18 protein-coding genes and 1 tRNA gene are annotated in these 19,925 nt (G+C 72.3%); 15 read left to right on the top strand and 4 right to left on the bottom strand.

Annotated features, from left to right (window positions below; genetic code table 11):
- From IH50_RS0128600 to IH50_RS0128590, 3 genes are all read right to left on the bottom strand, one after another.
- Positions 1–223: hypothetical protein (locus IH50_RS0128600; RefSeq protein WP_030868419.1), on the bottom strand; the 223-nt coding region annotated here is incomplete at its 3' end.
- Between the two features lie 305 nt (positions 224–528).
- The gene (locus IH50_RS41745; protein WP_158801316.1) at positions 529–672 is read right to left on the bottom strand and encodes a hypothetical protein; all 144 of its coding nucleotides are present in this window, start codon (positions 670–672) and stop codon (positions 529–531) included.
- A gap of 450 nt (positions 673–1,122) precedes the next feature.
- On the bottom strand, positions 1,123–2,226 hold the full coding sequence (locus IH50_RS0128590) for a trypsin-like serine peptidase (protein ID WP_107062165.1): 1,104 nt from the start codon (positions 2,224–2,226) through the stop codon (positions 1,123–1,125).
- 349 nt (positions 2,227–2,575) lie between these two features.
- On the opposite strand from IH50_RS0128590, the gene IH50_RS0128585 reads away from it, so the two are divergent.
- Positions 2,576–5,392, top strand: coding sequence for a SpoIIE family protein phosphatase/ATP-binding protein (locus IH50_RS0128585; RefSeq protein WP_078914125.1), 2,817 nt, complete (start codon positions 2,576–2,578; stop codon positions 5,390–5,392).
- 327 nt (positions 5,393–5,719) lie between these two features.
- Here the strand turns inward: IH50_RS0128585 and IH50_RS41740 are convergent, their stop codons facing one another.
- Positions 5,720–6,070 carry a hypothetical protein gene (locus tag IH50_RS41740; protein WP_199822150.1) on the bottom strand — a complete coding sequence of 117 codons (351 nt, stop codon included), beginning with the start codon at positions 6,068–6,070 and terminating at the stop codon, positions 5,720–5,722.
- A gap of 456 nt (positions 6,071–6,526) precedes the next feature.
- Between IH50_RS41740 and IH50_RS0128575 the strand changes: the two genes are divergently transcribed.
- The 14 genes from IH50_RS0128575 (at position 6,527) to IH50_RS0128500 (ending at position 19,924) form a co-directional block, all read left to right on the top strand.
- Complete coding sequence (locus IH50_RS0128575; RefSeq protein ID WP_030868412.1) at positions 6,527–8,659, top strand: cellulose binding domain-containing protein; 2,133 nt, start codon at positions 6,527–6,529, stop codon at positions 8,657–8,659.
- A gap of 171 nt (positions 8,660–8,830) precedes the next feature.
- Positions 8,831–9,223, top strand: a complete 393-nt coding sequence (locus IH50_RS0128570; protein WP_030868410.1) for a VOC family protein — start codon at positions 8,831–8,833, stop codon at positions 9,221–9,223.
- A gap of 322 nt (positions 9,224–9,545) precedes the next feature.
- A complete protein-coding gene (locus tag IH50_RS0128560; RefSeq protein ID WP_234328251.1) occupies positions 9,546–11,963 on the top strand; it encodes a nitrate- and nitrite sensing domain-containing protein in 2,418 nt (805 codons plus the stop codon).
- Positions 11,960–12,406 carry a roadblock/LC7 domain-containing protein gene (locus IH50_RS0128555; RefSeq protein ID WP_030868408.1) on the top strand — a complete coding sequence of 149 codons (447 nt, stop codon included), beginning with the start codon at positions 11,960–11,962 and terminating at the stop codon, positions 12,404–12,406. The genes IH50_RS0128560 and IH50_RS0128555 overlap by 4 nt, the downstream gene beginning before the upstream one ends.
- Positions 12,403–12,801: a DUF742 domain-containing protein gene (locus IH50_RS0128550; protein ID WP_030868406.1), complete on the top strand. Its 399-nt coding sequence runs from the start codon at positions 12,403–12,405 to the stop codon at positions 12,799–12,801. Before IH50_RS0128555 ends, IH50_RS0128550 begins: the two co-directional genes overlap by 4 nt.
- Positions 12,782–13,372, top strand: a complete 591-nt coding sequence (locus IH50_RS0128545) for a GTP-binding protein (protein WP_030868404.1) — start codon at positions 12,782–12,784, stop codon at positions 13,370–13,372. The genes IH50_RS0128550 and IH50_RS0128545 overlap by 20 nt, the downstream gene beginning before the upstream one ends.
- Positions 13,373–13,820: 448 nt before the next feature.
- Positions 13,821–13,973, top strand: a complete 153-nt coding sequence (locus IH50_RS42135; RefSeq protein ID WP_199822148.1) for a hypothetical protein — start codon at positions 13,821–13,823, stop codon at positions 13,971–13,973.
- Positions 13,974–14,335: 362 nt separating this feature from the next.
- Entirely contained in the window at positions 14,336–14,860 is a 525-nt protein-coding gene (locus IH50_RS0128530) for a GNAT family N-acetyltransferase (RefSeq protein WP_078914124.1), read from the top strand.
- Between the two features lie 30 nt (positions 14,861–14,890).
- On the top strand, positions 14,891–15,277 hold the full coding sequence (locus IH50_RS0128525) for an MmcQ/YjbR family DNA-binding protein (RefSeq protein ID WP_030868398.1): 387 nt from the start codon (positions 14,891–14,893) through the stop codon (positions 15,275–15,277).
- A gap of 81 nt (positions 15,278–15,358) precedes the next feature.
- Positions 15,359–15,432: transfer RNA gene (locus IH50_RS0128520), tRNA-Pro, on the top strand.
- A 257-nt stretch (positions 15,433–15,689) separates the two neighbouring features.
- Positions 15,690–16,973 carry an ABC transporter substrate-binding protein gene (locus IH50_RS0128515; protein WP_199822147.1) on the top strand — a complete coding sequence of 428 codons (1,284 nt, stop codon included), beginning with the start codon at positions 15,690–15,692 and terminating at the stop codon, positions 16,971–16,973.
- A gap of 5 nt (positions 16,974–16,978) precedes the next feature.
- The gene (locus tag IH50_RS0128510) at positions 16,979–17,887 is read left to right on the top strand and encodes a carbohydrate ABC transporter permease (RefSeq protein WP_051767481.1); all 909 of its coding nucleotides are present in this window, start codon (positions 16,979–16,981) and stop codon (positions 17,885–17,887) included.
- Positions 17,887–18,720, top strand: coding sequence for a carbohydrate ABC transporter permease (locus IH50_RS0128505; protein WP_030868392.1), 834 nt, complete (start codon positions 17,887–17,889; stop codon positions 18,718–18,720). The genes IH50_RS0128510 and IH50_RS0128505 overlap by 1 nt, the downstream gene beginning before the upstream one ends.
- A gap of 25 nt (positions 18,721–18,745) precedes the next feature.
- On the top strand, positions 18,746–19,924 hold the full coding sequence (locus IH50_RS0128500) for an ABC transporter ATP-binding protein (RefSeq protein ID WP_030868390.1): 1,179 nt from the start codon (positions 18,746–18,748) through the stop codon (positions 19,922–19,924).
- The last annotated feature ends 1 nt before the right edge of the window (position 19,925 follow it).

Below are 19,925 nucleotides of genomic sequence, written 5' to 3'. Positions count from 1 at the left end.
TCTCGTCCGTCGACGACAGCCGCAGCAGAAGGTTGTGGGCCACGTCGAAGTGGGTCTGCGCGACGGCCAGGTGAGCCGCGGGCAGCCGCCGGCGGTGGTGGTGGCGGAGCGTGTCCCGTGCCGCCCTCAGCTCTTCGTGGGCCCGGTCGGCCAGAGCCCGCTCCTCCCGGGGTACCTGCCCCCGCTCGGCCTTGGCCAGCCCTTCTCGGGCGTGCCCGTCCACCGGCCGCGGCGCGGCCTCTCCGGTCCCGCGCCCGTCGCCGGTCGTGCGCCGTCGTCGCCGTTGTCGCCGTTGTCGCCGTTGTCCGTGGCCCCTGGCCCGGAGTGCCGGGCGTCGCTCGCCATGGAGCGCCTCCTCCCGTCGTCGGCGTACGGCGCCCGTGGAAGGGCGCCTTCGACCGGCGGTGCCCGTCCCCCTGCCCGCTCGGTGGGCAGGGCTTTCGCCGCCGTTCACGCCGGACGACGGTTCACCGCCCTCGTCACCCGCGATGCCGGCGTTTCGCGGAAGGACGCCATCGGGCATGTCGTTCACACGGTGAGGCGATCGCCGATCGAGCGGGCCACCTCGGTGTGGGCGAGATACTCGACGACGTCGTGCACCCGCCCACGGGCGTCGACGACGGCGAGGCCCGTCGGCCTTCTCCGCCCCGTCCCGCGTGTCCGGCGGCGCACACCGCTTCCCGGCAGCCTCGCGGACCATCTCGTCGTCCACCGCGCGGGCCCCGGGAGAACCGGGGAACACGGCCGTCGGCGCCGCTGGGGTGGAGGGCGACGGCCTTCCACCGGTCGTCGTGGACGGGGGAGCCCGAGTTCCCGGGCTCGGTGTCGGTGCGGTGGTGGAGGAAGTCGTCCCGGCGCACCAGCGGCGCGTCGTCGCGCACCGCGACCTCCTTCAGCCACCCCGTCGGACGGCCGGGCCTCGACCCGGAATCCCGGACACGGGCCGTGCGGCCCGGGCCGGGGCGGTCGGGCTTCCCTCCAGCCCCGGACGGCAGTCACCCCGTCCGGGAGCGAGGCGGAACGACTCCTCGGCTGTGTCGCCCAGGTGCGGCCGTGACCGCGCACGGTCGTCGCGGAGGGCCCGCCCCGGATCGGGGAGCGGATCAGGCGGATGTGCCCCTGTCACGGCCAGTTGCCGCGCGCCCAGTGCAACAGGTTCGTCAGCGCGGCACCGCCGGCGGCAACGTTCTGCCGCGGTTCACCGAAATTGTCCTCGCCCCCGGAATGGGTACCGACGACATAGGGTGACCCGCTGAACCATGCGTACACCGGCGCGCCGCTCTGGCCGCCCTCCGTGTCGGCCCGGTATTCCAGTTCGACTCCGGCACCGTCGTTGTCGTCGTCGATGATCGGGTAGTTCGGGTGCATCCAGGGCCGGTTGCCGGAGTCCTTGTCCCACGGATAACCCGGCAGCGTCCAGATGGGCTGATCCTGCCAGGAACTGCTGTACGTGAGGAAGCCGAACCAGCCCAGGTTGTTGCCGAGCGGAACGGCGAGACGCATGACCGCCATGTCGTCACCCTGGGAGTGATTGCTGTATCCCCGTGCGTCGGTCACCCACGAGGCGGCCCACGTGCCGTGGACCGAAGCGCCGTCGTAGTAGGCCGGCACGAACAATGCCTTCCAGTTCGACGAACCCCACGGCACTACGTGACTGGCCGTCATGATCGTGCGGGAACCGAGGAGCGAGGCCGTGCCCCACCAGGTCCAGTTGGGGGTGCTGGCGTTCTGCCAGACGAAGATGCGGCCCACCAGACTGAGCGGGTAGGTGTTGGGGTAGTACGGCAGCCGATTGTCACCGTCGATCACCCATTCCGGACGCACCCGCATCCCGTTGCGGCGCACCAGCCGAGGCGGCTCGGCACGGGGGGCCAGGGTCGGCATCGCGGACACGGCGGTCCAGTCCGGAATGTACGCCGAATTGTCGCTCCCCGCGCTGTCGTCGGCTGCCCGGATGCCGGCGACTTCCGACTCGATGGCCTCGGGAGTGACCGGCTCCACCGCACCCACGACGATACCGAGGGTGGTGTCCGGATCGCTGACGACCAGGCGCCCGTCCTCGCCGGTGGTGACCGCGGCGGCAGGATCCCCGTGCTGGGCTGCCGACCCCAGACGGTCGAAGACGAGGTAGTTGCGCGGATCATTGAGTTCCGCGGGTGCTTCTCCCTGTTGGGGGCGGGACCGCGCGACAATGTGATCCAATGAGTCAGGTTGGTCGTTCGGCATGCTTCTCTCCTTCAATCTGGATCGGGGACTCGCACTCTGATGCCGGACCTGATCGACGGTGACCGCTGGGTGATCACGAGGGCTGTGATTTCGCGCAGATCCGCAAGGGCATCACTTGTGCAGCGGATCGCGTGTCCGGCATTCCAGTGTGTTGTCGGAATCTGGTTTCCCGCACTTCATCGGGTACGGACGAGTGAACCGTTTCGGGTGTGAACGAGACTCCGATATCGATCTTTCGTGAGGGTCCGCCGACGGAATCGGCGGGCCCTTTCGCTTTCCGGGGCCGATGCCGGGCGGGCCGGTGGCCCGGCTGTCGCTTCCGGCCCGCGAAGCGAGGTAGAAATTGGTCATGGAAGGAGAGCGGTCATTCCGCCCGAACCGGCGGTCGCGAGACCGCTTCGATCGACTCGGAACCGGCGGCTCGCGTAGCGGACCGAGGCCGGGACCGCGTTCACTGCTGAGCCCGCGCACCACGGCGGGGCAGGCGTTCCTGCTCCAGATCGTCACCGTGTTGCTGCTGGTCGGAGCCGCGGTGGTGGCCTTGGTGGTCCAGGCCGACGAGGACAGCGAGAGAGAAGCCGAGCACGTGTCGGTGACGGCGGCCGAATCCTTCGCGAACGCTCCGGGCACGGCCGAGGCGCTGGACGCCCCGAATCCGACGGCCGTCCTCCAGCCGCGTGCCGAAGCGGCCCGGCAGCGGGCGGGCGTGGACTTCATCGTGGTCATGGACACCCAGGGGGTCCGTCTCACCTACCCCGATCCGGAGGAGATCGGCAAGAAGTTCGTCGGCACCCTCGAACCGGCGCTGGAAGGACGCACCGTCGTCGAGCGGGCCGGTGGACCGGAGCTGCCCGCCGGTGAGGGGGAGGCCGTGCAGGCCGTGGTCCCGGTGACCGGTGCCGACGGCTCCGTGGTCGGCCTGGTGTCCGCGGGGATCACCGTGGAGAACGTGGGCGACATGGTCGACCGGCAACTGCCGATCATCGTCGCCGCCGGCGCGGCCGCCCTCGTGCTGTCCACCGCGGGGGCGGCACTGGTGTCGCGCCGGCTGTGGCGGCAGACGCGCGGCATGGGTCCGGAGGAGATGACCCGGATGTACGAACACCACGACGCGGTGCTGCACGCCGTGCGGGAGGGCGTACTGATCACCGGGGCGGAAGGGCGAGTACTGCTGGTCAACGACGAGGCCCGACGGCTGCTGGACCTCCCGGCGAACGCGGAGCGGCGCCGGGTGGCGGACCTGGGGCCGGACGAGGAGATGGCGCGGCTGCTGGCGTCGGACGAGCCGGTCACGGACGCGGTGCGTCTGGTCGGGGACCGGCTGCTGGCGGTGAACAAACGGTCCACGGCCCCGTACGGGGGCCGGGCGGGCAGCGTGGTGACACTGCGGGACACCACGGAGCTGGCGACGGTGACGGGGCGGGCGGAGGTGGCACGGGAGCGGCTGAAGCTGCTGTACGAGGCGGGGGTACGGATGGGCACCACGCTGGATGTGACGCGTACCGCCCAGGAACTGGCGGAGGTGTCCGTGCCGAGGTTCGCCGACGCCGTCACCGTGGAGCTGTGGGATTCCGTCCTGCGGGGCGAGGAGCCGCCCGGCGGGGGCACCGAGCTGCGGCGCACCGTCGTCCACGGCCGGGAGGGTGACTACGGCCTCTCTCCCGTCGGCGAGCCGGTCCGGTTCTCCTCCGTGGGCCCCGGCGTCGCCGCGGCGGCCGACTGCCGGGCGGTCCTGGAGACGGATCTGAGGACGTCCGACGGCTGGTGGGCGCAGGACCCCGAGGACGGGCGGCGGGTGCTGGAGCGGGGAGTCCACTCCCTCGTCGTGGTGCCGATGCGGGCGCGGGAGGCACTGCTGGGAGTGGCCCGCTTCTGGCGGGCGGACGCCTCCGCACCGTTCGAGGAGGAGGACAAGTCCTTCGCCGAGGAGCTGACCGCCCGCGCGGCGACCGCCATCGACAACGCCCGCCGTTACACCCGTGAGCACGCCATGGCCGTCACCCTGCAGCGCAGCCTCCTGCCCCGGGGCATGCCCGAGCAGAACGCGCTGGAGGCGGCCTACCGGTACCTGCCGGCCCGGGCGGGGGTGGGGGGCGACTGGTTCGACGTCATCCCCCTGTCCGGCGCCCGTGTGGCGCTGGTCGTCGGCGACGTCGTCGGCTACGGTCTGCACGCCGCGGCCACCATGGGCCGGCTGCGCACCGCCGTGTACAACTTCTCCACCCTGGACCTGCCGCCCGACGAGCTGCTGAGCCATCTGGACGAACTGGTGGCCCACATCGACACCCACGAGGCCGCCGCAGAGGAGCGGGACGGGCAGGAGATCACCGGGGCCACGTGCCTGTACGCCGTCTACGATCCCGTCTCCGGGCAGGTGACCGCCGCCACCGCGGGACACCCGGGGCCCGCGGTCGTCCGTCCGGACGGGACCGTGGCCTTTCCCCGCCTGCCGGTCTCCCCGCCGCTGGGCCTGGGCGCGGCCCTGCCCTTCGAGGCGGCGGAGCTGACCCTGCCCGAGGGTTCGGAACTGGTGCTCTACACCGACGGGCTGATCCGGGACCGGAACCGCCACCGTGACCCGGACACCGGTCTGGAGGCGCTGCGTGCCGTCCTGACCGGGTCCGACCGTACCCCGGAGGCCCTCTGCACGGCGGTGATCGAGGCCATGCTGCCCGACCGGCCGAGCGACGACATCGCGCTGCTCGTGGCCCGCACGCGCCGCCTCGCCCCCTCGGACTTCGCCGAGTGGGAGGTGGCCCGCGACCCCGCGGCGGTGGCGCCGGTCCGCGCCGCCTGCGCCCGGCGACTGGCGGACTGGGGTCTGGAGGACATCGGCTTCACCACCGAGCTGATCCTCAGCGAGCTCATCACCAACGCCGTCCGCTACGGCGGCGACCCGATCACCGTGCGGCTGGTGCGCGACCGGAACCTGATCTGCGAGGTGTCCGACGGCAGCAGCACCTCACCACGCCTGCGCCGGGCCAGGACCACCGACGAGGGCGGCCGCGGCCTGTTCCTCGTCGCCCAGTACGCCGAGCGCTGGGGCACCCGCCACACCCCCGCGGGCAAGGTCATCTGGACCGAGCAGTCCCTTCACGGCGGTGCGGCGGAAGCCGGTGACCTCGGTGCCGCCCTGCTCGACCAGTGGAACGACGAACCCCTCTGACGAGGACGGCGCCCGGACCGGACCCCGGGGTGTCGTGCGCCGGCACGGGGCCGGTGCCCGTTCGCGGCGGATCCCGCACCCGGACCACCACCGGCGCCGGCCCGGAGCGCGGCCGCGCGTGCGGGCTGTGCGCGCCGGGCCCGGGGCACCACGTCGCTGACGCCGGTGGTGGCGTCGAGCCGCAGCGTCCGGGTACCGGCCGCAGGACGCCCGGCGCGGCCCCACACCGCTTTACCGGAAGCCTGGACGTGCCCCGCCTGCCGGGTGCCACGCGCGCGGCGGAGCGTCGGGCGGGAAGGTGGTGCGGCGAGCGGCCTGCCTCCCGAGTCAGCAGGAACTGCCGCAGGACGACGAACTGCTGCCGCACGACGAGGAGCTGCCGCACGACGACGAACCGCTGCCGCACGACGACGAACCGCTGCCGCAGGACGGCGAACCGCCGCCGGAGCAGCCGCTCGACGAACCTCCGCCCGTGTCCGTCTCCCACCAGGACGGGTGGGCGGAGGAGCCGCCGGCGCCGTGCGCCGGCGTTCCGCCGTACGGGCCGGTCCCGGCACCCGGGCCGAACGCGGCCGCCCGCGCGCCCAGATCGTCCCAGGCGCGGCGCCATGCCCGGCGCACCATCCAGGTGACCACCGCGACGAACGCCAGTACGCACCCGCCCACCCACACGAACATGATCGGCATGATGTCCCCCGTTCCGCCGGGCCCGCGCACCGGCTGTCCGCAGGATGCCCCGCGTTCCGGTCACCTGAAGCGGCCTTTGAGCAAGTCCAGAGCTTCGGCTCCTCCTGCGGCGACGCCGGTCCGCCGCCCCGTCCTGATACCGGCGGTGAGCGCGTGCCGGAAGACCCGCACGGCCTCACCCGCGCCGGCGCGGTACGGGCGGGACGGTGTTGTCACCGCGTCCGCCCTTCTGTTGACAGGACGTCACACCACTCCCATCATGGGAGCGCTCCCACCAGCGGGTTCCGCCGCGCGACGCCCGTGCACGACCGCACCGCACCCCCGCACCGCTTCCTGTGCCACCGGCGCGGAACGTCCTGCCGCCGCACCGGCACTCCGCCCGTCCGGCCGCACGGCCCGGCACCCGCCGCCCCGTCCGTGCCGCCGGACCCCGAGGGAGGATCCCCCATGTCCTTACCGCAGAGATCCGGCCGGCCGGCCGGTACCGGCACCCGTCACCTCGTACGCACCGCCGCCGCCCTGACCACCGCGCTCGCCCTGCTGTCCCCGCTGAACGCCACCGGTGCCGCGTCGGCCGCCGCGTCCGAGGCCCCCGCGGCGGACGTCGACGTCCGGGTCAACACGCAGGCGTCGCTGGGCCGCCTGTCCGACATCGCGCGCGGGGTCAACACGGCCATCTGGGACGCGCACATGAACGATCCCGAGGTCGCCGGTCTGATGAAGGCGGCCGACGTCGGGGCGATGCGCTACCCCGGAGGCTCGTACGCGGACATCTACCACTGGGAGACGCACACGGCACCCGGCGGATACGTCGCCCCCGGCACCGGCTTCGACGCCTTCATGGGTACCGTCCGCGCCACCGGCGCCCAGCCGATCCTGATCGCCAACTACGGCTCCGGCACGCCCGAGGAGGCGGCCGGCTGGGTCCGGTACGCCAACGTCACCAAGGACTACGGGGCGAAGTACTGGGAGATCGGCAACGAGATCTACGGCAACGGCCACTACGGCAGCGGCTGGGAGCACGACGAGCACGCGGACAAGAGCCCCCGGGAGTACGCCCGTCAGGTCCGCGCCTACGCCGAGGCCATGAAGGCCGTCGACCCGACCGTGAAGATCGGCGCGGTCCTCACCACGCCGGGCGAGTGGCCGGACGGCATCGTGGGCGAGGGCGATCCCGGCGACTGGAACCACACCGTGCTCTCCGAAGTCACCGACGTCATCGACTTCGTGAGCGTCCACTGGTACGCGGGCGGCGCCGACACCACCGCCGAGGACGCCCTGGCGAGGCTGACCAGGCTGCCCGGCGAACTGCGCGAGGTCCGCAGCCAGCTCGACCGGTACGCGGGAGCCGACTCGCCGCGCATCGGCATCGCCCTCACGGAGATCAACACCAACACCGGCGGCGCCCTGCTCACCGCCCGCCCCAACGGGCTGTTCGCCGCCGACGCCTTCATGACGGCCCTGGAGAACGGCGTGTTCACCGTCGACTGGTGGAACACCCACAACGGCGCGGGGCAGATCACCACCGTGGACGGAGAGACCGACTACGGCGACATGGGGATGCTCTCCAGCGGCGCCTGCGCCGGTGACGTCTGCGAGCCGGCGCCCAACACGCCGTTCCACCCGTACTACGGCATGAAGATGACCAGCGAACTGGGCACCGCGGGCGACACCCTGGTCGCCGCCGCGTCCTCCGCGCAGGACGTCTCCGCCCACGCCGTGCACCGCCGCGACGGACGGCTGAGCGTCCTGCTCGTCAACAAGGACCCGGACACCGCCCGGACCGTGGACCTCGGCTACGAGGGTTTCACCCCGTCCGCCGCCGCACCCGAGGTCAGCCGTTACGCGCGTGGCGACGGCGACATCACCGACGTCACCGACGGTACGGCGTCCGCCTCCCGGGTCACCGTGCCGCCGTACGGGATGCTCACCGTCACCCTCACCCCGAAGGCCGGCACGGGGCCCGGCGCCTCCGACGCCCGGGCCCCGGGAACGCCGCGGCTGGAGGCGGTGACCGACACCACCGCGAGCCTGTCCTGGGAGGGCGCGGCGGGCGCCACCCGCTACCTGGTCCAGGAGCGCGACGGCGCGCACACCCACGTGGTGGGCGAGACCGCCGGCACGTCCGTGACCCTGCGGAACCTGCCCCCGGGCAGCACCCACACGGTCAACGTGCTGGCGGCCGACGCCTCGGGCCGGCTCTCCGGCCCGTCCACTCCGCTGACCTTCACCACCGGCACCCCGCCGGACGCCCCCTGCGCGGTGACCTACCACCGCGACACGAGCTGGGGCAACGGCTTCGTGGCCACGGTCACCGTCCGGAACCTCTCGGACACCCCGATCACCGGCTGGACCGTGGACTGGGACTGGCCGGCCGACGGCCAGTCGGTGTCCTCCGGCTGGAACGCCACGTTCCACCAGACGGGCACGCATGTACGGGTGACCGCTCCCGAGGGTGCCGGGCCGCTGGCCCCGGACGGCGGGTCGACGGCCTCGTTCGGCTTTGTCGGCGCCAACGACGGGCCCAACCCGCAGCCGACGGTCTTCCGCCTCAACGGCGCCGTCTGCTCGGGCGGCTGACGCCGGGCCCGCCCGGGACCGGCGTCAGGGTGACCTGCTCCCGGGCGGGCCGGTCTCCTCGCAGGGGGTGAGAGCGCGCGTCCATCCGGCCGCCACCCGCATGGCGCGCCCGGCGCGCAGGGTGTGGCCTGGGACGTGCGGAACGGTCCACCCACGGAGGAGACACGGAGCATGTTCGGTCAGGCGCAGGCGTTCAGCGGTTTCTCGGTCGACGACCTCGGTAAGGCCCGCCGGTTCTACGGCGAGACCCTGGGCCTCCAGGTGGAGGAGACCGGACAGGGGGACATGCGGGTGCTGACCCTCACGCTCGGCAGCGGCGCGCGGGTCTTCGTCTACCGGAAGGAGACGCACACCCCCGCGACGTTCACGATCCTCAACTTCCCCGTCGACGACATCGTGGCTGCCGTCGCCGAACTGGAGCGGCGCGGCGTCACCCTGGAGCGCTATGCGGAGTTCGACCACGACGAGAAGGGCGTCGTCCGGGTCGGCGGCGACGGCCCCGCGGCGATCGCGTGGTTCACCGACCCGGCCGGGAACGTCCTCGCCGTGCTTCAGGAGAACTGACCGAGGCCGTCGAGCGGTACGGCACGGACCGTCCGTCCCTTCCCTTCGGTCATGGACCACCCGTCCCTCCCGCTGCCGCCGGACCGGCGCGGACGGGCCGACGGCGCCTGCGAGGGCGACCGGCCGTCGTGACGGAACACCGGAATCAGATGTTCCGTCACGGGACGACAGGTCCGTTCCGGTGGGCCGCGTCCCCGTGTGTCGTCGAATACGTTTTCGGCCTTCGCGTGCTGTATGGCTAATATCAAGCCATCGACCGCTACTGTCTGGCGCGTTCTCGTCACAGGTGCGGCTGACCAGTGACGAGGAGAGTGGCCTGCGGGTGAGCGGATCGAACAGGGACGGGCGGCGCGGAGGGAACAGCGCGTGGGCCGGCCGCCGACAGAAGCGCGCGACGGACGAGCGGCCGTGGGCGGCCGGCGAACGGCGTCTGCCGCTGCGCACGGTGCTGCTGGTGCTGCTGCTCGTACCGAGCGTGGCGCTGGTCGCGCTGTGGGGCCTGGCCACGTACGAACTGGGCAACGAGTACCGGGTGCAGGCCGCCCAGCACGACCTGAAGACGACCGTGGCCCCGCGCAACGCGGACCTGTTCAACGCCCTGCAGCGGGAGCGGCGGCTGACCCAGGAGGCACTGGCCGCGCCCGAGGCGTCCCGGACCGCCCTGACCCGGCAGCGCACGGCCACCGACCGCGCCCTGCGCGCCTTCGAACCCCTGGCCTCCGCGGACACCAGCGACGGCCAGCAGGGCCTGGCCGCCGCGATCTCCCGGACCGTACGGGTGACCGACAGGCTCGCGCAGGAGCGTCGCGCGGTGGACGCCGGGACCGCCGACGAGGAACGGGCGTTCACCTACTACACCGAGGCCATCGGAGCCGGCACCGAGGTCTTCGCGGCGATCTCCCGCGGCGCCAACGGTGAGGTGACCGGCCTGTCGCAGGTCCTGTTCGACCTGAACGGGGCCGTGGACATGATCCACCGCGAGGACGCGGTGCTGGCCCGGAACTGGCCCTCGGGCCGGCTGTCCGACGAGGACCACGACCTGATCACCGACGCCGTCGGCACCCACGAGTACCTGCTCAAGTCGCGCGTGGCACCGAACCTCGACGCCGAGGAGAGCCGGCTCTACACGGCGATGACCAGGAGCGAGGAATGGCGGACGCGGGTCGAGCTGGAGGAACGGCTGCAGGCATCCGGCGGTGAGGGCGTCGTGCTGTCCCCGGCCCGTGCCAAGGAGTGGCGGACCGCGGCGGACGCCTCGACCGCCCGTCTCGAGGAACTCATCGGCGTGCACAGCCAGGTATCCGACGCCGCCGGCGCCGCCGCCGTACGAGAGCTGAAGCTGTACCTGTACTCCGTCGCCGCCCTGGGCCTGATCGCCGTCCTCCTGGTCGTGCTGATGACCTGGCGGCTGACCACGGTCCTGCGCCGGCGCGTCCTCGCCGTACATGATCAGGCGCAGGACCTGGAACAGCGGCTGCCGCGGGTGGTCACCCGGCTCGAACAGGGTGAGGACGTGGACGTGGACGCCGAGGTCCCGGAACTGTCCCCGGCCTCGGACGAGTTCGGCGAGCTGAGCCGGGCACTGAACCTGGCCAGTCGTACCGCGGTGCACACCGCGGTGCGCCAGGCGGAGCAGCACCGCGGCTTCGAGCGGCTCCTGCAGCGCATCGCGCGCCGCACCCAGCTCCTGATCGGCCTGCAGCTGAAGAAACTGGACGAGCTGGAGCGCCGGCACGAGGACCCGCAACTGCTGGAGGGCCTGTTCGACCTGGACCACCTCACCGCCCGGCTGCGCCGCTACGAGGAGAACCTGGTGATCCTCGCGGGCGGCCAGCCCCGGCGCCGCTGGCGCAAGCCGGTGCCGCTGCTGGACGTCCTGCGCGCCGCGCAGGGCGAGGTCCAGGACTACCGGCGCGTCGAGATCGACGTCGAGGGCCGGCCGTGGATCTCCGAGCGGGCGGTGGGGCCGCTGATCCACATCCTGGCCGAGCTGATGGAGAACGCGACCGCCTTCTCCAAGCCGCCGGCTCCGGTCGAGATCAAGGCGGCACCGGTCAGCCGGGGTGTCGCGGTGGAGATAGAGGACCGCGGACTGGGCATGGAGGCCGAGCAGTACGAGGCCGTCAACGCCCTGATGCAGGAGCCCCCGCAGATGGACGTGATGACCCGCGCCGACGACGTGCGCCTGGGCCTGTACGTGGTGGCCCGCCTGTCGGCGAGCCTGGGCCTGCAGGTGGAACTGCGGCCCTCGGCGTTCGGTGGCACCCGCGTCATCGTCCTCGTCCCGCAGGACCTCGTGGCCGAGCGGCCCCGGTCGGTGCCGGACGCGGCCGCCGGCCCGTCGCCCGACGACGCCCCCCGGCTCCCGCCGCGCCGGCACACCGGTCCCCGTCCCGTGGACGGCTCCCGCCGCGCGGACGGCCTGCCGGTACGGTCGCGGGGACAGGCGATGGCCGACGTCACCGCGCCGGTGCCGCCCCCCGCGGGGCCGCCGGACCCGCAGGACGGGCCCGCACCCCTGCCCCGCCGGACGCGTCAGGCCAGCCTGGTGGCCGAGCTGCGCGCACCGGCTCCGCAGGACTCCCCGGCCGCCCCGGCCCCGTCCAGCGCCCCGGCCCGCTCCGGCGCCACCATCGGCGCCTTCCAGCGGCAGTCCCGCAAGAACCGCGCCGCCGGCGCGCGGCCGTCCGCGCCCGGCACCGACCAGTCCGAACCGCCCACGAGGGAAGACCGAGGATGACTCAGCGAACCACCGCCACCGACGCAGACCTGGACTGGCTCCTCGACGGACTGGTCGACCAGGTCGCCGGTACCCGGCATGCCATCGTGCTGTCCGACGACGGCCTGGTGATCAGCCGCTCGAAGACCGTCGAACGCTCCGACGCCGAGCGCCTGGCCGCGATCGCCACCGGCCAGCAGAGCCTGGCCCGTGGTGTCGGACAGCTCTTCCAGGGTGGTCCGGTCCACCAGGTCATCGTCGAGATGGCCGACCTGTGGCTGTTCGTCACCGCGGCCGGCCGGGGCACCCACCTGGCCGTGGTCGCCTCCCAGGAGGTCGACGCCGAAGTGATGGCGGTCGCCATGCACACCCTGGTCCAGCAGGTGGGCCAGAAGCTGGGCACCGACGAACGCACCCCGCGGTCCGACCCGTCCCCGCCCGCCGGTCCCGGGGCCGGCGAGTGAGGCACTGGACGGAGGACCTGGAGGACGACGCCGACGAACCGCTGGTCCGCCCCTACACCATCACCGGCGGCCGCACCACCGCCGGCCGTGACGACCTGACCCTGATCACCCTGATCACGGTACGGACCACGTCCGGTACGGACACCGCGGCCGGCCGGCCCGCACTGCAGCCGGAACACCGCACCGTCCTGCGCCTGTGCGCGCGCAGGCCCGTCGCGGTGGCCGAGATCGCCGCCGAGCTGGACCTGCCGGTGTCGGTGACCAAGATCCTCGTCGGTGATCTGATCGACGCCGGCCGGGTACGGGCCCGGCCGCCCCTGTCCTTCGCGCACAACGGCACCCTCCCCGACATGACGATCCTTGAGGCGGTGAGAGATGGGCTTCGCGGGCTCTGATCCGGCACAGACGGCCCAGGCCGTGAAGATCCTGGTCGCCGGCGGCTTCGGCGTGGGCAAGACCACGCTGGTCGGCGCGGTCAGCGAGGTCGCGCCCCTGCACACCGAGGAGTACCTGACCCGGGCCAGTGTCGGCGTGGACGACCTGGTCGGGATCGACGGCAAGACCACCACGACCGTCGCCCTGGACTTCGGACGCATCACCGTCAGTGACGAACTGGTGGTCTACCTGTTCGGGACCCCCGGCCAGGAACGCTTCTGGTTCATGTGGAACGACCTGGTGGTCGGAGCCCTGGGAGCGGTGGTACTGGTCGACACCCGCCGTCTGGAGGTCAGCTTCGCCTCCATCGACTTCTTCGAAAGCCGCGGTGTCCCGTTCGTCGTCGCGGTCAACTGCTTCCACAACGTCCGCGACCGCACGCCCGAGGAAGTCCGCACCGCCCTGGACCTGGACCCGCAGGTTCCCCTGGTGATGTGCGACGCACGCGAGCGGACCGACGGCAGGGACGTCCTGCTCACCCTGATCGAACACCTCATGGCCCGACGCTCCGCGCCCCAGCCGGCCATGTGATCCCTGGATCGCGGTCGCCACCCCGCTCACCCGCCGATGCGGACGCGGCCGACCGCGGAGGCCGCGTGGTGAGGACGAGGGCGGCCGGCGGGACCGGCCGCCCCGCCGGGGCCTCAGCGGGCGAGGCGGATCCGGGTCAGGGTGTCCTCGGTCCGCGTGGCACCGGACGGAACCCGCCCCGCGAACCGGTCCCGAGTCCGGTCCGCCGCCCGTTCGGCGAGCCTGCCGCTCGGCCTGTTCCCGCTCGTGGCGGCGGTCGCCCTGTCCCTGGCCGTCGGCGCCGAACAGATCTCTCTCGACCGGGTCCGGCGGCCCTGTTCGCCGCCGGTACGGGACTCACGGCGCCGGCCGTCGCGGCGGCCGGCCCGATCCCGTTCGAGACGATGGCGGCCCCGCGGCCGGCGCGTCGCGTGACCCGGGCCGCGGGACCGAACGTCCTGCCCGCCGGATGGACGGGGCCCTCCTGGTGACCGCCGCCGACCTGGTCACCCAGCGGCTGACCGGCCCGGCACTGCTGCCGGTCGGCGTGCTCACCGGTGTGGCCGGCGGCGTCTACCTGGCATGGCCGCTGCGCGGTGAGCGCCGCGGCGCCCGGCTGTGAGACGCCCGCGGGACCACGGCTCGCCGGTCCGGTTTGCCGTACTACGAGTAACAAGATCAAAGTTGATGTACACGCCTCAGGCAACCGGTTGAGGCGGCATCCCATCCCCTCGCGGCGCCCATGATTTGTGGTGCCCGGACGACCGTCAGGAAGTCGAATGCAGCCGTCGCACGACCGCCTCGAGCAGGCCCGTCAGGACTACGAACAGCACCTTCAAAGCTGCCGCCAATGCGGCGCGGACGGCACGCAGTGCCCCGTGGCCAAGCATCTGAGACGGCTGTACAACAACCTCGCCAGAGCCGGCCGGTGACCACCCCACCGCCTCCCTGCTCAACCGGCTGTGCGCCGTCCACGGGCGGACCATGTCCCCACCGCTCGGCGAGATCGAGGCGGAGCCCGCGCCGCCGGTGCGGGCCGCCGGCCAGCCGGTGTGGGAGGACAGGGCCTCCGGTTTCGTCCGCCGGTCCGTGTCCCCGCCGCACGACGGGCTGCGCGGCGAACTCGCCGCGGGCCGGCTCGCGGTGTGGGTGGCGTACGAGGAACCCGGAAGGGTGCTGGGCACCGTGAGCCTCGCCCTCCCCGACAAGCCCGACAGCGCCCACCGCGCGGAACTGGTGAAGCCGATGGTGCACCGCGCGGCCCGCGGCCGGGGCCTCGGACGGCGGCTGCCGGCCGTCGCGGAGGAGGCGGCCGCCGCGCGGGGCATCACCCTGCTGCACCTGGACATCGAGACCGGCAGCCCCGCCGAGCACCTCCACCGCTCCTCCGGCTGGACCCCCGTCGGCGCCATCCCCGACTACGCGGCGGACCCCGCCGGGGTGCTGCGGCCGACGACGGTCTCCTACAAGCGTCCGGGAGCGGACCCCGCGGCACCCGCCCCCGGGTGAGTGTCAGTCCCGGCCGCTACGGTGCCTGCCATGCCGGATGCAGAAGACGTACGACGGACCGCCCTGTCCCTGCCGGACACCACGGAGAAGGTCGCCTGGAACATGCCCACGTTCCGGGTCGCGGGGAAGATGTTCGCCACCCTGCCCGAGGACGAGACCTCCATCGCCGTGCGCTGCCCCAAGGAGGAGCGCGACGAACTGGCCCTGGCCGAGCCGGAGAAGTTCTGGATCGCCGGCCACGAGGCGCAGTTCGCCTGGGTCAGGGTCCGCCTCGCCGCCCTGGAGGACGAGGACGAGCTGCGCGACATCCTCGCCGACTCCTGGCGCCAGGCGGCCCCGCCCCGGCTCCTCGAGGCGCACCCCCGGCTGGGCCTCCCGCCCGGGGAGGCGCACTCCGGGAAGAGCCCGCGGCCGTAAACGGATGCGCGATCACCGCCTGGAGTGCGGTATGGTTTCCGTGCGCGTTCGGCCGGGGGAATCCCCAGGTCAGACGGGTAACGGGACGTGGCGCAGCTTGGTAGCGCACTTGACTGGGGGTCAAGGGGTCGCAGGTTCAAATCCTGTCGTCCCGACTTGCCGAACAGCAGGTCGGAGGCCGTATCGGGGACACCCGGTACGGCCTTTCCGTCATTTCTCCGCACAACGGCCGAGCCGGGCCCCGACGGTCGCGCCGAACCGGACCGGACCGGCCCCGCCTGTCGAGCGCCACGGGCGAGTCATCGGCGAATGTCCTTGATATCGCCCTATGTCCTGTTTAACGTTCGCCGGGTAGGCGCCGCCGCGGGACGGGACACCCGCGCCGCGATCCCGGAAGCGAGGTGTGGAGCGCGTGCACGCGAGGCGCGGACGTACCGGAAGGCCGCGACGGACGCGGACGCTGGTCGCGCTGACCCTGCTGGCATCGGCGCTCGCCGCCTGCGGCGGCGGTGAGGACACCTCACGCCCCACCCTCGACTGGTACAACTTCCCCGACGACTCCGGCGCCCTGCAACAGGCCGCCGACCGCTGCAGCCGGGCCTCCGGCGGCCGCTACCGCATCAGCTACCACAAACTGCCCCGCGCCGCCGACGGCCAGCGCCAGCAACTGGTGCGCAGGCTCGCCGCCGAGGACGACTCCCTCGACATCCTGGGCCTCGACGTCACCTGGGCCGCCGAGTTCGCCGAGGCCCGCTGGATCCGCGAGTGGACCGGCGAGGCGAAACGCCGGGCCACCGAGGGCACGCTCCGCGTCCCCCTGCGGACGGCCACCTGGAAGGGCAAGCTGTACGCCGTCCCGTACAACACCAACATCCAGCTCCTGTGGTACCGCGCGGACCTGGTGCCCACCCCGCCGAAGACCTGGTCCGAGATGCTGACCATGTCCCGCGAGCTCGCCCGGCGGGGCGAACCGCACTACGTGGAGATCCAGGGCGCCCAGTACGAGGGCCTCACCGTCTGGTTCAACTCCCTCGTCAACAGCGCGGGCGGCTCCATCCTCGACCCGGGCGCCACCGGGCCCTCCCTCGGCCCGCCCGCCGTACGGGCCGCCTCGATCATGCGCGACCTCGCGAACTCCCCGGCCGCCGACCCCTCCCTGCCCAATCAGATGGAGGACCAGAACCGCCTGGCCATGGAGTCCGGCGTCGCGGCCTTCGAGCTCAACTACCCGTTCGTCTATCCGTCGATGAGAAGCAACAACCCGCGGCTGTTCAAGGACTTCCGCTGGGCGCCCTACCCCCGCGTCGACGCCGGCCGCCCGTCCCGGCCCACCGTCGGCGGCATCGACCTCGCCGTCAGCGCCTACTCCCGCCACCCCGGCCTGGCCTTCGAGGCGGCCCTGTGCCTGCGCAACCGGGAGAACCAGCTCACCGCCGCGCTCGAGGGCGGACTCCCGCCCACCCTGCGCGCCCTGTACGACGAGCCGGCGTTCATGAAGCAGTACCCCTTCTCCAAGGAGGTCCTGGCCTCCCTGGAGTCGGCGAGCGTACGGCCGCTCACCCCCGCCTACCAGAACGTGTCGATCGCCGTCTCCCACACCCTGTCCCCGCCGTCGGAGATCGACCCCGAGAGCGCGGTCGGCACCATCGGGGAACAGATCGACCAGGCCCTGCGATCCGAGGGCGTGATCCCGTGAGCACCATGGCACAGCCGACGAAGGGCAGGAAGGCGCTCTCCGCGGGTGCCCGACAGGAGCGCCGGCTGGGCTGGCTGCTGTGCGCGCCGGCCGTCCTCGTCATGACCGCCGTCACCGCCTACCCCATCGGCTACGCGGTCTACCTGTCCCTCCAGCGCTACGACCTGCGCTTCCCGGCACGGGCCGAGTTCGTGGGCCTGAGCAACTACGGCGCGGTGCTGTCCTCCCCGTTCTGGTGGGACGCCTTCTGGGTCACGGTGTTCCTCACCGCCGTGTCCGTGGCCATCGAACTCGTCCTCGGCATGGGCCTCGCCCTGGTGATGCACCGCACGCTCTTCGCGCGCGGCACGGTGCGCACCGCCGTCCTCGTCCCGTACGGCATCGTCACCGTCGTCGCCGCCTTCTCCTGGCAGTACGCCTGGACCCCCGAACTCGGCTACCTCGCCGAGCTGCTGCCCAGCGGCGACGCCCCGCTCACCGAACAGTGGCCCGCGCTGTGGCTGATCGTCCTCGCCGAGGTGTGGAAAACCACCCCCTTCATGGCGCTGCTCCTGCTGGCCGGCCTCGCCCTCGTCCCCGAGGAGACCCTCAAGGCGGCCATGGTCGACGGCGCCACCCCCTGGCAGCGGTTCACCAAGGTCATGCTGCCGCTGATGAAACCCGCCATCCTGGTCGCCCTGCTCTTCCGCACCCTCGACGCGTTCCGGATCTTCGACAACATCTACGTCCTCACCTCGGGCGCCCAGGGCACCGGCTCCCTGTCGATCCTCGGCTACGACAACCTGTTCACCGCGCTGAACCTGGGCATCGGGTCGGCGATCTCGGTCCTGATCTTCCTCTGCGTCGGGATCATCGCCTTCACTTTCGTCAAACTGTTCGGCGCCGCCGCACCGGGCGCGGAGGTGAAGCGCTGATGACCGCCGCCGGCACGTCCCACGCCACCCGCTGGGGCATCGTCAACGTCGTGGTGGTGCTGTACGCCCTGTTCCCGGTGTGGTGGATCGCCGCGCTGTCGTTCAAGGACCCCGGCACCCTCACCGACGGCACCTACATCCCCCGGGACTGGACCTGGGAGAACTACCGGGGCATCTTCGCGACCTCTGAGTTCACCCGGGCGCTGGTCAACTCGATCGGCATCGCCCTGATCGCCACCGTGATCGCGGTGATCCTCGGCACCATGGCCGCCTACGCGGTGGCCCGGCTGCGGTTCCCCGGCAAGCAGGTCCTCATCGGCATGTCGCTGCTCATCGCCATGTTCCCGCCGATCTCCCTGGTCTCCCCCCTGTTCAACATCGAGCGGATCATCGGGATCTTCGACACCTGGCCCGGGCTGATCATCCCGTACATGACCTTCTCGCTGCCGCTGGCGATCTACACCCTGTCGGCGTTCTTCCGGGAGATCCCCTGGGACCTGGAGAAGGCCGCCAAGGTGGACGGGGCCACGCCCGCGCAGGCCTTCCGGCTGGTCATCGTGCCGCTCGCCGCGCCCGGCGTGTTCACCACCGCCATCCTCGTCTTCATCTTCTGCTGGAACGACTTCCTGTTCGCGATCTCGCTGACCTCCACCGAGTCCGCGCGCACGGTCCCCGCCGCGATCGCGTTCTTCACCGGCAGCTCGCAGTTCCAGCAGCCCACCGGGTCGATCGCCGCCGCAGCCGTGGTGATCACCATCCCGATCATCATCTTCGTCCTGCTCTTCCAGCGGCGGATCGTCGCCGGACTGACCTCCGGGGCGGTCAAGGGATGAGCGTGAAGGCAAGGAGGCGCCGCCCATGGCCGAGATCGTCCTAGAGGGAGTCACCAAGCGCTATCCCGACGGCTCCCTCGCCGTGCGGGAGGTGGACCTCGACATCGCCGACGGCGAGTTCGTGATCCTGGTCGGCCCGTCCGGCTGCGGCAAGTCGACCACCCTGAACATGATCGCCGGCCTCGAGGACATCACCGAGGGCACCCTGCGCATCGGCGGCCGGGTCGTCAACGACCTCGCCCCCAAGGAGCGCGACGTCGCCATGGTGTTCCAGAGCTACGCCCTGTACCCGCACATGAGCGTGCGGGAGAATATGGGCTTCCCGCTGCGGCTGGCCAAGGTGGACAAGGCCGTCATCGACAGCAAGGTCGAGGAGGCCGCCCGGGTGCTCGACCTGGGCGAGTTCCTGGACCGCAAACCCGCCAATCTCTCGGGCGGACAGCGCCAGCGGGTGGCGATGGGGCGGGCGATCGTCCGCGACCCCAAGGCGTTCCTCATGGACGAGCCGCTGTCCAACCTGGACGCCAAGCTGCGCGTGCAGATGCGCACCCAGATCTCCCGGCTGCAGCGCCGCCTGGGCACCACCACCGTGTACGTCACCCACGACCAGACCGAGGCGATGACGCTCGGCGACCGGGTCGTGGTGATGCGGCAGGGCCTGGTCCAGCAGGTCGGCACCCCGGCCGAGCTCTACGACATGCCGCGCAACCTGTTCGTCGCCGGCTTCATCGGCTCCCCGGCGATGAACTTCGTCAACGCCTCCCTGACCGCCGGCGGCCTGCGCACCCCGCTCGGCGACCTGCCGCTCGACGACCGCGCGCGCCGGACGCTGGAACAGCGGCAGGCGCCCCGCGAGGTCATCCTGGGGCTGCGCCCCGAGGCCTTCGAGGACGCGAGCCTGGCCCGCGGGACGGGCGGCCCCGTCGTCACCGCCATCGTGGACGTACTGGAGTCCCTCGGCTCCGACGCGTACGTCTACTTCACCGCCGAGGGCGGCCCGGTGACCACCGCCGAACTGGAGGAACTCGCCACGGACTCGGGGCTGCGCGACGCGGGCGCCGGCGCGGCCCAGCAGATCGTGGCCCGGCTGAACGCCGCCACCCGCGCCCGCGAGGGCGCACCCGTCGGGCTCCGGGTGGACATGGCCAAGGCCCATGTCTTCGACCCGTCGGACGGGACCAACCTGACCCACCCGGAGAGCTGAC

The organism is Streptomyces sp. NRRL S-37 (genome assembly GCF_000721605.1).
Classification (GTDB): Bacteria; Actinomycetota; Actinomycetes; order Streptomycetales; family Streptomycetaceae; genus Streptomyces.
The sequence above is the reverse complement of the archived record's forward strand: the minus strand, read 5'-3'. Positions and strand labels throughout refer to the sequence as shown.